We start from the raw sequence: 14,658 nt of genomic DNA, 5'->3' as shown, positions 1-14,658 counted from the left end.
AAAGTAGTATTGGAAAAATCAGTGGTAAAGACATACGTGAGGTATGTCGTGAGAATCACTGAAATGCATGTTCAAGAAGATAAGCGAAATCGAAACTCTAGAGCACTGGGGTCGTGATGAAGTCTAAATCCACTCCTGCGCATCTGCTGACACTGTGACATCAGTTTCCAGCGCGCCTGTGTGCTGGGTGGACGCTGGTTCAATCATCATGAAGTGGGTATCTTCCTTTGCCATCGGACAATGTTCCACACCTTTTGGCACCACAAACAATTCCCCCGGATTGAGCACAATGTCTCTGTCGCGAAGCTTTAAGGTCAGCTGACCCTTCAGCACCAGAAACAGTTCATCCTCATTCTCATGGCTATGCCAAACCAACTCGCCGCTGCCTTTGGCGATCTTCACTAATTGTCCGTTAGATTCCGCGATGATTTTGGGCGTCCAAATTTCATCAAACAGAGAAAATTTGTCGGTCAGGGTAATTTTGTCCATCTCAGTATTCCTAGGTAGCGTGAACGTTACTGCCATATTTTGGTCACTATTGTTCGTCATAATGCCATTTCTTAACGCCTGTATTGCCCGCTTTGTTCGCTTTAATCACCAAATCAAACAAAAGAGGGCAAGACGATGAAAAAGCAACCAAACAAACACTCATTTACGCTCGGCATCCCATCCTGGCTTTGGCCGGTTTTGATCAGCATGGTTTGGGTTATTCAGCTGGCGGCAGAATAAAAAATAGAGTGTTTAGCGGTGGGCGTGGTACCAGCGTTTTACAGGCTCTGGTAAGCCAAACACTCTCAGGTTTCCACCAACCACCAGCATCACGCCGAGCACCGATTGCCATGTCCATTCATAGCCTTCAAAAATGGTCGACAAAGACAAGGCAACCAGCGGGAAGAGGACGGTGCAGTAAGCCGCTTTCGCCGCGCCAATGCGTCCAACCAACGCAAGGTAAGTATTGAAACCGACCACAGAGCCGATGATGGCGAGATAGACCAACGCGGATACATACAGCGGCGTGGTGGTGAAGGCGAGTGAATGACCCATGAACAAGGCGATGGCGAACAGGTACAGCGCGCCATAACCCATGGCCCAGCCTGTGGTTGGCAACAGTGGCATACCTTTTTGTTGTGCGCGGGCAGAAACCAGATTACCCATGGAAAAGAAGTAAGTGCCGACAAAGGTGACCCCAAGGCCGAGCAAAATGGTGAGATCCATGGCGGAGTGAATGAACTGGGCGCCAAACAGCATCAAGATGCCAGAAAAACCCATGAGTGCCCCTTGGATGAAAGACGCGTCGGGACGTTTTTTCTCAAGCCACCAGAGGTTGAGCGCATTCAGGATCGGGGCGAGGGAAAAGACGACCGCGTTGAGCCCACTTGGAATGTACTGGGTGGCGAAATAGAAACAGAGAAAGTTATTGGAGAACAGGCAAAGCGCCAGCAGCACTGCCATTTTGTGGTTTTCTTTGGAAAGCCGGGGCAGCTTGCCGCGAAGGGCAAGCCATGCCAGAAGCGCAGCGGATGCAATAGCAAACCGCCATCCCACAGAGACAACAACCGGGGTGTCTCCAATCTGGAAGGCAATCGCCAACCAGGTGGTTCCCCAGATTAATACCGTGATGACATACAGCGTTGCGTTCATAACTTCCCTTATCCTTACATCAGCCAACTATCGTTGTTTTGTCGCCAATCTATCTCTGAGACATTTTTTAGGCTTTCAGCATCCTGCGGTTTTTATAGATTCTTGCGCTTTTTTCCTTCGAAGCATGTTCAACCAGCGGAAGTACCGATATATTGAAAAAGAGAAAGGAGCGGTATATCAATGGACAAGGATTCGTCTCAAACCCTCAAAAGGCAGCGAGTTTACAACGTGTTGAAGGACAACACGGCGCGGCTGCACAATGAAATCTGGCAGGACAATGGCCTGGGATCAGCAGTATGGAGTAACAGTCACGGCAGCGCCAGCTATGAAAAGCCGGGTCACCATACGTTGAGTTTTTATCTTAGCGGCGGACAGAATACCAAACGCTGCTTGTCCGGTGGTGACATGTTTGGTGGTGAAGACAAGCTGTGTCTGATGCCAACCGATCATCGCTCGCAATGGTCTTTTGCCGATCCCTTCAGCTTCTTCCATTTCTACTTCGAACAGAAGCATCTACAGAACTTTGCTGAACAGGTGTTCGACAAAGAGGGCCAGCATATTGAGCTTAAAGAGTGCACCTTTGTTGATGATCCTTTCGTCAATCAATTGGTGCGCCAGACCATGCTGCAACTGGATTGGGAAAGCGATACGGATAAGCTGATGATGTCTCATGCCCAGCAAATGCTGTTGCTTCACTTGGTGCGCCGTTATTGTCAGTTGCCATTGCAATTGCCGCAATCACAAGGTGGATTGTCGCCTCAAAACCAGCGGCTGGTGATAGATTTCATTGAAAGCCACCTGATGCAGTCTTTTTCCTTAAGCGATTTGGCAATACTGACTCAGCTCAGTGAGTTCCACTTTGCGCGTATGTTTAAAGTCAGCTTCGACTGCACGCCACACCAGTATGTGTTGTCACGGCGCATTGCCCGTGCCAAAGATCTGCTTCAAGAAAATATTCTGCCGCTTGCGGAGATTGCCGACGCCTGTGGCTTCTCTTCTCAACAACACCTTTCCCAGCAGTTCAAGCAACGTGTCGGCATGACACCCGCTGCTTTTCGTAAGGCACAAAACCGACGTTAAAGCCAGTTTGAAAGCGCTTCTGCATGATCCTCACTTTTAATACACGCCTTTGCTCTCATGGCGCATAGATTGAGAAGTTGGGAAAACTGATTTCCCGCTAACTGGTCAATTATTGCGATGCATAGGAGAGCCTGCATGACGACCTTGAACACCACGCCTTTAGAGCATTTCGTGCACGCTTCCCGAGAAACGGGCGCGATATGGGGTTTACACTGTAAAGATGGTTGGGTGATTTGTGATTCAGCTATCTACGAAGATACGGATGTGATGCCGTTTTGGTCATCCCGTGAAGCGGCGGAAATTCACTGTATTGATGAGTGGGCTGACTTTGCACCTGTTGCTATTTCTGTTGAGGAGTTCGTGGAGGAATGGCTGGTGGATCTCGCTAATGATGCGGTGATGCTGGGGCCAGATTGGGGCCATGATCTGTGTGGTGAAGAAGTAGAACCTGTCGAACTTGCACAAAAATTCCTTATTCAATAAGGGGTTGTGATTCACTGTCAATCTCCATGTACAAAATCCTCTTTACACCGTGCTCACCTGTAGCACGTGTGCTTGCGTTGCCTTCTTCCGTTACCGACTGCTATTCCTATTTAGGTGAATTAACAAGGTCGTAACAACTTTTCAGTGTTGCGACCCATTGCAAGGGATCGCTTGGTAGGAGGATTAACGATGGCAACGACAACAATCAACCCAATGGGGACTGACGGCTTCGAATTTGTGGAATATACCGCGCCGAATGCCAAAGGCATTGCTGATCTGAAAAACCTGTTTTCACTGATGGGGTTTGCGGAAATCGCCAAGCACAAGCACAAAGACGTGTGGCTATACCGCCAGGGGGATATCAATTTCATTGTTAACGGTGAAATTGACTCTCAGGCAGAGGGTTTCGCCAAAGCGCATGGTGCCAGTGTGAACGCCATGGCGTTCAGAGTGAAAGATGCACGACGTGCTGTCGATTACGCTGTGAAGCAAGGCGCAACGGCGTGCGATGCACGTGTGGGGCCAATGGAACTGAATATTCCTGCTATCCATGGCATTGGCGATTCTTACCTCTACCTTGTTGACCGTTATGGTGACAAGGAAATCTATGACATCGATTTTGACTACTACCCAGACTGGCGTGAACGTCTTGCAGCTTCTGACGCGGGATTACAGGTGATTGATCATCTGACCCACAACGTTGAGAAAGGCAACATGGATGTGTGGGCCGATTTCTATGACCGTATTGCGAACTTCAAGGAAATCCGTTTCTTTGATATTGAAGGCAAGCTGACGGGGTTAAAATCCCGCGCCCTTACTGCACCTTGTGGCAAAATCCGCATCCCAATTAACGAGTCCAGCGATGATAAATCCCAAATCGCGGAATACCTCAAAGAGTACAACGGCGAAGGTATTCAACATATTGCCCTCAGCACTGAGGACATCTACAAAACTGTCGAGTCGCTGAGAAGCCGGGGCATGCGCTTTATGGACACGCCAGACACTTACTATGAGAAAGTGAATGACCGTGTGGAAGGCCATGAAGAGAGTGTTGATCAGCTAAGAGAGCTGCGAGTGCTGATTGATGGCAATGTGGAAACAGGCATTCTGCTGCAGATTTTTACCGACACTGTGATTGGACCCGTTTTCTTTGAAATCATCCAGCGTAAAGGTAATCAAGGCTTCGGTGAAGGTAACTTTCAGGCGCTGTTTGAGTCGATTGAACTCGACCAAATCCGCCGAGGTGTGTTGGACGCAGGTTAAACCGCCCTTAAAACTTGGAACAGGCCAATCGGCCTGTTCTTCGTTAAACATCAAGGGATCGGTCGTTCGCCCGCATGTCGAATAGCAACTGGTAGAAAAACTCTTTGCGCAGCGTAGAACTGCTCTTATCAAAACGAATACCCGCGGTTGGCGGTTCTTTGTCATTGTTCACGGTAACGACTTTTCCGGTGATGACACCTTTAAGATCGCTGCCGTACTCAATGTGGATTTTCAGGGTTTCATCTTCGAAGAAAAGATGTTCATCCCCCGATGCTGAAAGGCAGCAGCCTGATACAGAGTAATCGACAAGTCGGCCTTTGAATGGGCCTTCGTCTGTTTCAGCGCGCAGGGTAAGGCTGGTATCAATACGGGGTTCCTGCCGGATTTGTCGGTGTGCAATACTTTCCGGCAACGACACAATCAACAGGCGGATGGGCTTTTGAATCACGCCCATCACTAAGGAGCGGAAAGCAATGACGTCGCGGAATTCACTGTCAGTGATGGCGCGGATAATCAGCTCGTTGTTAGGAATAAAAAAACGTTCGATGATGGGATCCTGACCGTTTGGGCAGTCAATCAGCAAAAACTGATCTTTGCGATAGCCAACAATGCGGGAGGTGACCTGCGTTTTTTTGGGATCGTCAGAAAGCTCGATATTAAGCCGAGCCCCCACAGACAAGAGTCGGTAAAAACTATCCGTCGAATCTTTCTTCACTGCTTGCATAACGATTGATTCCCCCGACGACGGTTACAAATAGTTGCTGATGATGCTTGCCAGCTGACCGTTATTGCGCATTTCCTGCAAACGTTTGTCCATAAACTGTTGTAGCTTTGGGTCTATACCCGGTGAATAGGCTAAATGGATGTTGTATTTCGGGATCAGGTTGTTGACCTCAAAAAGGGTGTAGTCGTTTTGGGTGTAGCCGAGACGTTTGAGGTGGTATTTGAGCCTCAGATCCATTTCAACAAAACCGCCGACATTTTTGAGGCGATCAACCACACGGAAAGCTGAGTCGTAGTTTTTGACCCGAACTTCACTGACCGCCCCTTTTTCTATTTGCTCTTCAAGGCCGGGGTAGTCGAAGCCGAACAGGAGTACGGTGATCTTTCCATTTAAATCATCCGGGGTTTGGTAAACAAAATCTGAATCTGACCGGCTAAGAATGCTGTGCTCGACCTCTAAAACCGGGTACTCGGAAAGGTTAACGGCTTGCATATCGCCCCAAGCCGGGCTGCCATAGGTGACCCAGTTTTTGTCTTTGTGTTTATTGAGTTCAGCAAGGTAGCGGTTAAATGGGTAGGTGTGGATGACCAATTGGTGCTCAGTGCCGTCAAAAGCCTGTTTTAAAACATCGGTGACAATGCCACGATGGTTCTCACCTTTGGTTTGTATCTGCAGTGGCTCGGCCTGATCTTGTATCACAAAGTATTCCAACACTGTTGCTGAAGCGGTGGCAGAGAGCAGAGCAAATATCACCGGCACGCCGATGACACGATAAAGGACGCTGGGAATGGGTTTCTTTTCGGACATAGTTTTGACCATCCAAGTTTACAAATCGTGGCTATTCTTAGAGGTAGGTGCTTTAAATTTAAGACATTAATAAGCCTAGACTATGTTGAATCAAAAAGAGAATCTTCCTCCGCCTTCCAGCATGGCAGCACGTTTAGTGGGCCGTGTTCTTCTCGTTTGTAGTCTTCTTGCATTCTTGGTAGCGGCGTTTGCCTTGTATTTGGATTATCAGGCACGCACTGAACAGATGCGTCAAAATGCGTTGCTGATTCAAAAGACCGATCTGGCCAGTATTACTAACAGTGTCTGGCAGGAAGACTCCACCCAGTTGCAAGTCACCGCGCAAGGGATTTTCCGCGATCCTGATATTAGCTATATCCGTGTTTTTGATGATGAACGGACACTGGCGGAATTCGGAGAAATGCCGCTTGAACCCAAGTTTTCTTACCAGTGGCCATTGGTTCATCAGCAATTTGGCAAGACCTATCAACTGGGCTATCTGCAAGTTGAAGTGGGCCTTGAAGGTATTTACAACGCGCTGATCGAACGTTTTGTCATGTTGCTGCTTTTCCTGGGCGGCGCAACGCTGGTGCTTGGTGGTCTGGTGTTCTTTATCGTTTATGTTGATGTCGTAAGGCCACTGGTCTGGATATCTCATGGTGTAACCAAGTTTGGGGCTGATAACTTGCCGCAGCCTATTGAGCGTCCGAACAAAAAAATGGGCGAAGAACTGGTGACGCTGTACACCCAGTACAATGACACGATCGAGAAAATGCGCGAATACAGCTCAGAGCTGAAAAATGCCAAGATACAGGCGGAAATGGCCAACCAGAAAAAGAGTGAATTTCTGGCCAACATGAGCCATGAAATTCGCACGCCAATGAACGGCATCATTGGAATGGCATCATTGCTGAAAGGCACCCGTTTGGATGACGAACAGCGCGAGTTTATCGAAATGCTGGAAACGTCATCATTGTCGCTGCTTGATATCATCAACGATATTCTCGACTTCTCCAAAATCGAAGCGGGTAAGTTGGAACTGGACTTTGTTGAGCTCAACCTGTTTGAGCTTTGCAAAGACATCGAGCATTTGTTCCGGCTTCGCACCAAGGAAAAGGGGCTGGAGTTCGAATGTCGCCTCGATCAGGATCTGTCACCACTACTGATGGGTGATGCGCCGCGGCTTCGACAGGTAATGATTAATCTGGTCGGGAACGCCGTGAAGTTCACCCAAAGTGGTAGCGTGCGTGTTGATATCCAGCAGGTTGATGAGGCAGGGGATCACATCACAGTGCGCTTTGATGTTAAGGATTCGGGGATTGGTATCCCCGCCGACAAACTCGACACCATTTTTGAAAAGTTTGAACAGGCCGATGGCAGCATGAGCCGAAACTTTGGCGGAACGGGATTGGGCCTTGCGATTTCGAGTCAGATCGTCGAACTCATGGGCGGTCACATTGAAGTGGAAAGTCAGGAGGGAGAAGGAAGCCGTTTCTTTTTCACGGTAACTTTCGAGCGCGCCCAAATGCCGGAAGCAACCCCGGTTGATGCCTTGCTTTTCTCTGACGCTGCCATGCTACTGGTGGACGACAGCCGTTTGAACATGAGGATCACCAGTGCACAATTGGGTAACTTGGGCTGTCAGGTGACATGTTGTGTCCACCCTGAAGATGCGGAAGAGATGATCGCAGAGCGTATCGACACGGCTAAGCCGTTCAAGATCGTGATTCTGGATAAGTTGATGCCGAATTCAGATGGCTTTTCGATCGCTTCTAAATTACGCAAGCGTTTTGGCAAGCGCTGTCCGAGCCTGATGATGATCACCGCCGCGCCGGAAGTGCATGACAATGTGAAGCTGGAGAGCTTCAACATCGAAGGGTACCTTTCCAGACCGTATAAGTTTAACGATCTTCGCAATCACCTGACGCGCATCCTGCGTGGACAACAGGCGAAACTCGGCGTGATTTCCATGTCGGCTCACAAAGAAGAGCAAGCGTTGAAAGAGACTGGTTTGGCTGAACCTTCGACTTACTCAGGCCGTGTGTTAGTAGTGGAAGACACGCTGGTGAACCAGCGGGTGACACAGGCCATGCTTGGGAAACTCGGGGTGGAAGTAGTGGTCGCCGAAAACGGACAGGTGGCGATCGATTATTGTAAAGAAGGCATGTTCGATCTGATCTTTATGGATTGCCAAATGCCCATCATGGATGGATATCAGGCTTCCCGACTCCTTCGTGAGCATGAATATGCGCCTCATACACCGATTGTTGCCTTGACAGCTAATGCGACGGCACAGGACAGGGATGAATGCCTGAAATGCGGCATGGATGATTACATCGCCAAGCCGGTTAGCAAAGCGGAACTGGAGCGGATGATCAAAACGCATATGCCGGGTTCTGAGCAGGGAAAGGCTAAATCGATCTGAGGGGCGGGGTGACAAACCTTCGCAAATAAAAACGCCTGCTTTCGCAGGCGTTTGGCTTACTTGGACTCGTTACATCTTCAACAAGACAAAACCTCTCGTCGTCGTTGCTCTCTTTTACATTGCTGACTTCCATTGCTGGAGCAGTTCATCGTAGTTGATGGTCTGGCCTTGCGGTTTCTCGTTGCTCAGCTTGGCTTTCGGTGCGCCCGGCAGATTCAGCCAGTACTCTGCATCACGTGGCTTGTTCAGCTTAGGACCACAGTCGCCTTGTACTTTTGCACGCTCAAGACGCTGAAGTACGCGGTCTTGCGCTTTCGCCAAACCGTCCAGTGCTTCCTGAGGGGTTTTCTCGCCGTTTGCTGCTTCCGCAATAAATTGCCACCACAGCTGTGCCAGTTTTGGATAGTCAGGCACATTGGTACCGGTTGGTGTCCATTGCACACGCGCAGGGCTGCGGTAGAATTCCACCAAGCCACCCAGTTTCGGTGCCACGTCTGTCATTGCCTGAGAGTTGATATCAGACTCACGGATAGGCGTCAGACCCACCAGGGTTTTCTTAAGAGACACGGATTTCGCCACAGTAAACTGCGCGTAAAGCCATGCCGCCATGCGGCGTTTTGGATCGGTCGATTTCATCAGAGTCCATGAACCGGCATCCTGATAACCGAGTTTCATGCCATCTTCCCAGTAAGGACCGCGAGGTGAAGGTGCCATGCGCCATTTTGGCGTGCCATCTTCATTCACTACAGCCAGACCCGGTTTGGTCATGTCAGCGGTAAAGGCGGTGTACCAGAAGATTTGCTGTGCAATCGAACCCTGAGCAGGAACTGGGCCTGCCTCAGAGAAGGTCATGCCCTGTGCTTCCGGTGGCGCGTAATCACTCAACCAGTCAACGTATTTGGTGGTGGCATACACAGCCGCAGGGCCGTTAGTGGCACCGCCACGCTCAACGCTGGAGCCTACGGGTGAACAGCCTTCAACACGGATACCCCATTCATCAACTGGCGTACCGTTTGGAATACCTTTGTCACCGGCACCTGCCATTGAGAACCAGGCGTCAGTGAAGCGCCAACCCAGAGAAGGGTCTTTCTTCCCGTAATCCATGTGGCCGTAAACGCGTTCGCCATCGATCTCTTTCACGTGAACAGAGAAGAATTCGGCGATGTCTTCATAGGCAGACCAGTTAACCGGTACACCGAGTTCATAGCCGTAAATGTCTTTGAACTTGGCTTTCAGGTCATCACGGGCAAACCAGTCGGCGCGGAACCAATAGAGGTTAGCGAACTGCTGATCAGGCAGTTGGTAGATTTTGCCGTCCGGGCCGGTGGTGAAACTGATGCCAATGAAATCGTCCAAATCCAGAGTAGGCAGGGTCACGTCTTTCCCTTCGCCCACCATGTAATCACTGATTGGGAACACTTTGCCGTAGCGGAAGTGGGTACCAATCAAATCAGAGTCATTGATATAGGCATCGTAGATACTGCGGTTAGACTGCATCTCCGTTTGCAGTTTTTCCACCACGTCGCCTTCCTGAATCAGGTCATGAGTGACCTTGATGCCGGTAATTTCCTCGAAGGCTTTCGCCAGCACTTTGGACTCATACTCATGGGTGGTAATGGTTTCTGAGACAACCTTGATTTCCATGCCACGGAAAGGTTTGGCAGCGTCTGTAAACCAGGCCATTTCCTTGAGCTGTTCCTCTTGGCTTAGCGTGGAAGGGGTAAACTCATCGCCAACCCACTTCTTTGCTGCGTCGCTGTACTGATCGGCGAGGGCCGCCGGCGCCAGTAGCAAGCTGATCATGAACCCAAGCGGTGTCCATTTGTTTACAGCAGGCAATTGCTTCATAGTTTCGCTCCTTTGTCGTTTTGTCCTAACCCCAACGTAAAACCGAGATAAGCCACACGATGGCGATCCCGAAGGGATACCAGATAGGCAGATCCGTCATTCCGATGAAGAAAAGGTGGATATAGGCACTGCCGAGCAGTCCTATAAAGAGTCGATCACCCCGGGTTGTGCGGATAGGCAAAAATCCTTTCCTTTCCACACAAGGACGGAGTACTTCGAATACGGTCATTGCCACCAACATGCAGGCAATGGTGATAAAAAACAGGGCGCTCGGGAGTGTCCAGGCCATCCAATTCATGTCATTTCTCCTTATACACGTCCGAGTGCAAAGCCTTTGGCTACGTGGTTACGCACAAACCAAATCACCAACAGGCCGGGAACAATGGTCAACACACCCGCTGCGGCGAGCACACCCCAGTCGATGCCAGAGGCACTGACGGTTCGGGTCATGGTCGCCACAATAGGTTTTGCGTTAACAGAGGTGAGTGTTCGCGCCAGCAGTAGCTCAACCCAGCTGAACATAAAGCAGAAGAACGCGGTGACACCGATCCCTGAGCGGATCATCGGAATAAAGATCCGCCCAAAGAAGCGCGGGAAGCTGTATCCGTCGATGTAGGCGGTTTCATCAATCTCCTTTGGCACGCCGCTCATAAAGCCTTCCAGAATCCATACCGCGAGCGGTACGTTGAAAAGGCAGTGGGCGAGTGCCACAGCGATATGGGTATCGAACAAACCCACGGAGCTGTAGAGCTGGAAGAAGGGCAATAGGAATACTGCTGGTGGTGCCATTCTGTTGGTCAGCAGCCAGAAAAAGAGGTGCTTGTCGCCGATAAACTTATAGCGCGAGAACGCATAAGCGGCAGGCAACGCAACCGCCAGTGATAGCAGGGTGTTGATACTCACGTAGGTGAGTGAGTTCAGATACCCCGAATACCAACTTGGGTCGGAGAAGATGACCGCATAGTTCTCCAACGTGAAGCTCTGTGGCCAGAAGGTGAGGCCACCTAAAATCTCTTCGTTGGTTTTAAATGACATCATCAGCAGCCAGTAAATCGGCGTCATCAGAAACACAATGTAGGCGAGCAGGCCAAAGGTTTTTCTGTTCATGGCTTAGCTCCTTTTGTCCATGTTGGTCATTGCGGTATAGAACACCCAGGACACCAGTAAGATGATGAGGAAGTAGATGATCGAGAAGGCGGCGGCAGGGCCGATATCAAACTGACCTACGGCCATCTTGGTTAATGCCTGTGAAAGGAAAGTGGTTGCGTTACCCGGACCACCGCCTGTCAGTACGAAGGGCTCGGTATAGATCATGAAGCTGTCCATAAACCGCAGCAGGACACCGAGGAGCAGCACACTCTTCAGTTTGGGTAGCTGGATGTAGCGGAACACAGCCCAGTTCGATGCGCGGTCGATTTTCGCGGCTTGATAGTAAACATCCGGAATAGCTCGAAGGCCGGAGTAACAAAGCAAGGCAACCAGAGATGTCCAGTGCCAGACATCCATCACCAGCACGGTAATCCACGCATCGACCGGATCGGAGGCATAGTTGTACTCCACCCCAATGCTATTGAGGAACCAGCCGAGTAAGCCGATATCTGCTCGCCCGAATATCTGCCAGATGGTACCGACAACGTTCCAGGGGATAAGAAGGGGAATGGCGAGAACGATCAACACCAGCGAGGCTTTGAAACCGCGAGCAGGCATGCACAGCGCCACCGCGATACCCAGCGGAATTTCAATCGCCAGTACGCAGAAAGAGTAGATAAACTGGCGAACCAGAGAGTCGTGTAAACGTGGGTCGTTCAGGATTTCCTTGTACCATTCTGTACCCACGAAGTAGCGGGTGTTCTGATCGAAAATATCCTGAATCGAGTAGTTCACCACCGTCATCAAAGGGATGATGGCGGAGAAGGCGACCAGCAGGAATACTGGGAGTACCAGCAGCCAGGCGCGGTTATTTTCCGTCTTAGTTTGCATCCTGACCTCCTGTCGCGCTTGTGCTTTCTTCCGGCTCTCCGGCCAGATATTCGTCGATGTAGAGCTTTAGCCACTGAGCTGGAAAGCTGATATGGGCGCACCCTTGAGGAATCGGCGCTTCTTCAGCGATGCGTAGTTTGATGGGTTGGGTACCGAACATCGCCGTGACGATTTTGTAGGTGCCCAAATCCTCTACGTGCTGAATGGGCACTTCCCAAGAATCCTCCCGTTTTTCCTGCCACACATGCACGAATTCAGGACGAATGCCGACCTTAATATTCTTGCTGCTGGTGTTTTCCAGCATCTGGCGCTGGGCGTCCGTTAGGGTGATGGGCATGTCTTCAAAAGAGACATTGCCATCACCGGAACGTTGAACAGGCAAGAGGTTCATGCCTGGGCTGCCAATGAAGAAGCCAACGAAGGTGTGGTTGGGCCGCTCGAACAGTTCACGTGGAGAGCCAAACTGCACGATCGCACCGTCAAACATCACGGCGATCTCTTCTGCGAAGGTGGCGGCTTCGAGCTGATCGTGGGTCACGTAAATCATGGTGATGTTGAATTGTTCATGGATCTGGCGAAGCTTGCGGCGCAGTTTCCATTTCAGGTGAGGGTCGATAACGGTGAGTGGTTCATCAAACAGAATGGCGGAGACATCTTCACGCACCAGACCGCGTCCCATAGAGACTTTCTGCTTTTCATCCGCGTTAAGGTTGCTGGCGCGTTTATCCAGCACGCTGTTGAGTTCCAAGAGCTCAGCCACTTCACTGACACGCGAACGTACCTTGGCTTCTGGTGTTTTCATGTTGCGAAGTGGGAAGGCGAGGTTGTCGTATACCGTCATGGTGTCGTACACCACAGGAAACTGGAAAACCTGCGCGATGTTGCGCTCTTGTGGCGCAAGTTGGCTGACATCCTGGTTATCGAACATGACTTCCCCTTCTGACGGTGTCAGCAGGCCGGAGATAATGTTCAGCATGGTGCTTTTGCCGCAACCGGAAGGCCCCAACAAGGCGTAGGCACCGCCATTGCGCCAGGTGTGGGTCATTTTCCGGATGGCATAATCCTCGCGGCTTTGAGGTGAAGCCTTGTAGGAATGCGCCAGAGAATTAAGAATGATTTCTGCCATATTGTTACCCCCCTATGCCCGGCGTTGACTGGACTCGACGCGCAGACTGAATGAGCTTCTGTGACTCATCGAAGACATAAAGTTTGTGGGTAGGCACATAAATACTGATCTTCTGATCAACGTCGTAGTCGTGAACCCCCGGTAAGTGGAGCACCATATTGATGTCGCGGTTTCTTACGTGCAGGAAAGTTTCACTGCCGCTGATCTCCGCCAACTCGACATCAACGGTCAGCTCTAAATCGTCATCATTGTTCGGCACCAAACTGAGGTGATTAGGGCGGATGCCAAACTGATATTCCCCGTCGGTTAATTCACCAAGATCAGTGTTGAGCGGAAAGTGAATGTGTTCGTCGAAGAAACGTTGCCGCCACCGACACGGCCACGGATCAAATTAATGGGAGGCTCACCAAACAGTTCAGCACTGGTGACTGAAGAAGGGTGGTGGTAAACCTCTGCGGTTGGCCCGGATTGAATCACCTTACCTTCGTGCATCAGAACCACATTACCGCCAAGAGCAAGCGCTTCGTTAGGCTCTGTGGTGGCGTAAACCGCGATGGTGTTGCGCTCGGCAAACAGCTCGCGCATTTCCTGACGAAGCTCCTCACGCAGTTTGTAGTCGAGATTAACCAAAGGCTCATCAAACAGAATTAAGTCAGCGTTTTTCACCAGTGCTCTTGCCATGGCTGTGCGTTGTTGTTGACCGCCTGATAATTCGAGAGGCAGTCGATCGAGAAACTGTTCAATGTGAAGCATCTCCGCTGTTTCCTGCACTTTCTGCTTGATGAGTGCTTCAGGCTGTTTTTCCAATCGCAGCGGTGAGGCGATGTTTTCGAAGACGGTCAGGTTTGGGTAATTGATAAATTGTTGATAGACCATGGAGACATTGCGTTCCCGCACGGGTACGCCAGTGACATCCTGTCCATTGAAGAGCACGCGGCCGCTGGTGGGTTTATCCAACCCTGCCATCAGGCGCATTAAACTCGTTTTCCCCGCCAGTGTTCTGCCGAGCAAGACGTTAAAAGAACCGGGTTCTATCCTCAGGTTAATATCGTCCAACCACGTTTCATGGTTGCTGATCCTTGTGACGTTCTCCAATTCGAGTGACATGTAAACTCCCTGTGTAAATAACGACGTGCTGTACTGGCGACATCGTCAATTGCGCGAACGCGCATTAATTTTCGAATCCGAATGTCATACGCTAGATTCGTGCCAGAAGTTAAATTAATGTTAATTCACTGAATTTAAAGGGATAAGAATAAGTGTGAACAGCGTCACTGTGTAAGAAGTGTGAACATATTTGTT

General features: G+C 50.2%; 13 protein-coding genes and 1 pseudogene. 4 read left to right on the top strand and 10 right to left on the bottom strand.

Translation table 11 applies throughout. From position 1 onward, the window contains the following. Positions 1-123: 123 nt before the first annotated feature. The gene (locus tag G5S52_RS07375) at positions 124-489 is read right to left on the bottom strand and encodes a cupin domain-containing protein (RefSeq protein WP_165012477.1); all 366 of its coding nucleotides are present in this window, start codon (positions 487-489) and stop codon (positions 124-126) included. 252 nt (positions 490-741) lie between these two features. Continuing rightward, positions 742-1,641 (bottom strand): DMT family transporter, encoded by a 900-nt coding sequence (locus G5S52_RS07370; protein WP_165012476.1) that lies wholly within the window; start codon positions 1,639-1,641, stop codon positions 742-744. A gap of 180 nt (positions 1,642-1,821) precedes the next feature. On the opposite strand from G5S52_RS07370, the gene G5S52_RS07365 reads away from it, so the two are divergent. The 3 genes from G5S52_RS07365 to hppD all read left to right on the top strand — a co-directional run bounded on the left by G5S52_RS07365 (position 1,822) and on the right by hppD (position 4,467). Then, positions 1,822-2,721, top strand: a complete 900-nt coding sequence (locus G5S52_RS07365) for an AraC family transcriptional regulator (RefSeq protein ID WP_165012475.1) — start codon at positions 1,822-1,824, stop codon at positions 2,719-2,721. 135 nt (positions 2,722-2,856) lie between these two features. Next, positions 2,857-3,204 (top strand): DUF2750 domain-containing protein, encoded by a 348-nt coding sequence (locus G5S52_RS07360; protein WP_165012474.1) that lies wholly within the window; start codon positions 2,857-2,859, stop codon positions 3,202-3,204. 189 nt (positions 3,205-3,393) lie between these two features. After that, on the top strand, positions 3,394-4,467 hold the full coding sequence (gene hppD, locus G5S52_RS07355) for a 4-hydroxyphenylpyruvate dioxygenase (protein ID WP_165012473.1): 1,074 nt from the start codon (positions 3,394-3,396) through the stop codon (positions 4,465-4,467). A 43-nt stretch (positions 4,468-4,510) separates the two neighbouring features. Here hppD and G5S52_RS07350 read toward each other — a convergent pair whose 3' ends face one another. Together G5S52_RS07350 and G5S52_RS07345 are read right to left on the bottom strand one after the other, a co-directional pair. After that, positions 4,511-5,191 (bottom strand): flagellar brake protein, encoded by a 681-nt coding sequence (locus tag G5S52_RS07350; protein ID WP_165012472.1) that lies wholly within the window; start codon positions 5,189-5,191, stop codon positions 4,511-4,513. Between the two features lie 24 nt (positions 5,192-5,215). Further along, on the bottom strand, positions 5,216-5,998 hold the full coding sequence (locus G5S52_RS07345) for a substrate-binding periplasmic protein (RefSeq protein WP_165012471.1): 783 nt from the start codon (positions 5,996-5,998) through the stop codon (positions 5,216-5,218). A gap of 82 nt (positions 5,999-6,080) precedes the next feature. On the opposite strand from G5S52_RS07345, the gene G5S52_RS07340 reads away from it, so the two are divergent. Continuing rightward, positions 6,081-8,402 carry a response regulator gene (locus tag G5S52_RS07340; RefSeq protein ID WP_165012470.1) on the top strand — a complete coding sequence of 774 codons (2,322 nt, stop codon included), beginning with the start codon at positions 6,081-6,083 and terminating at the stop codon, positions 8,400-8,402. Between the two features lie 114 nt (positions 8,403-8,516). On the opposite strand, the gene G5S52_RS07335 is transcribed toward G5S52_RS07340, so the two are convergent. The 6 genes and pseudogenes from G5S52_RS07335 to G5S52_RS07310 form a co-directional block, all read right to left on the bottom strand. Then, positions 8,517-10,250 carry an ABC transporter substrate-binding protein gene (locus G5S52_RS07335; protein WP_046303822.1) on the bottom strand — a complete coding sequence of 578 codons (1,734 nt, stop codon included), beginning with the start codon at positions 10,248-10,250 and terminating at the stop codon, positions 8,517-8,519. A gap of 25 nt (positions 10,251-10,275) precedes the next feature. Continuing rightward, positions 10,276-10,548 carry a DUF2160 domain-containing protein gene (locus tag G5S52_RS07330; RefSeq protein WP_002536746.1) on the bottom strand — a complete coding sequence of 91 codons (273 nt, stop codon included), beginning with the start codon at positions 10,546-10,548 and terminating at the stop codon, positions 10,276-10,278. Positions 10,549-10,559: 11 nt separating this feature from the next. Next, entirely contained in the window at positions 10,560-11,357 is a 798-nt protein-coding gene (locus tag G5S52_RS07325; protein WP_002536748.1) for a carbohydrate ABC transporter permease, read from the bottom strand. Positions 11,358-11,360: 3 nt separating this feature from the next. Next, the gene (locus G5S52_RS07320; protein ID WP_165012469.1) at positions 11,361-12,230 is read right to left on the bottom strand and encodes a carbohydrate ABC transporter permease; all 870 of its coding nucleotides are present in this window, start codon (positions 12,228-12,230) and stop codon (positions 11,361-11,363) included. Continuing rightward, entirely contained in the window at positions 12,220-13,356 is a 1,137-nt protein-coding gene (locus G5S52_RS07315; RefSeq protein WP_165012468.1) for an ABC transporter ATP-binding protein, read from the bottom strand. The genes G5S52_RS07320 and G5S52_RS07315 overlap by 11 nt, the downstream gene beginning before the upstream one ends. 4 nt (positions 13,357-13,360) lie before the next feature. After that, a pseudogene (locus tag G5S52_RS07310) lies at positions 13,361-14,463 on the bottom strand (ABC transporter ATP-binding protein). Between the last annotated feature and the right edge of the window lie 195 nt (positions 14,464-14,658).

It is taken from the genome of Grimontia sedimenti, assembly GCF_011045095.1.
Taxonomy (GTDB): Bacteria; Pseudomonadota; Gammaproteobacteria; order Enterobacterales; family Vibrionaceae; genus Enterovibrio; species Enterovibrio sedimenti.
This window is presented reverse-complemented; position numbering and strand designations above follow the sequence as displayed.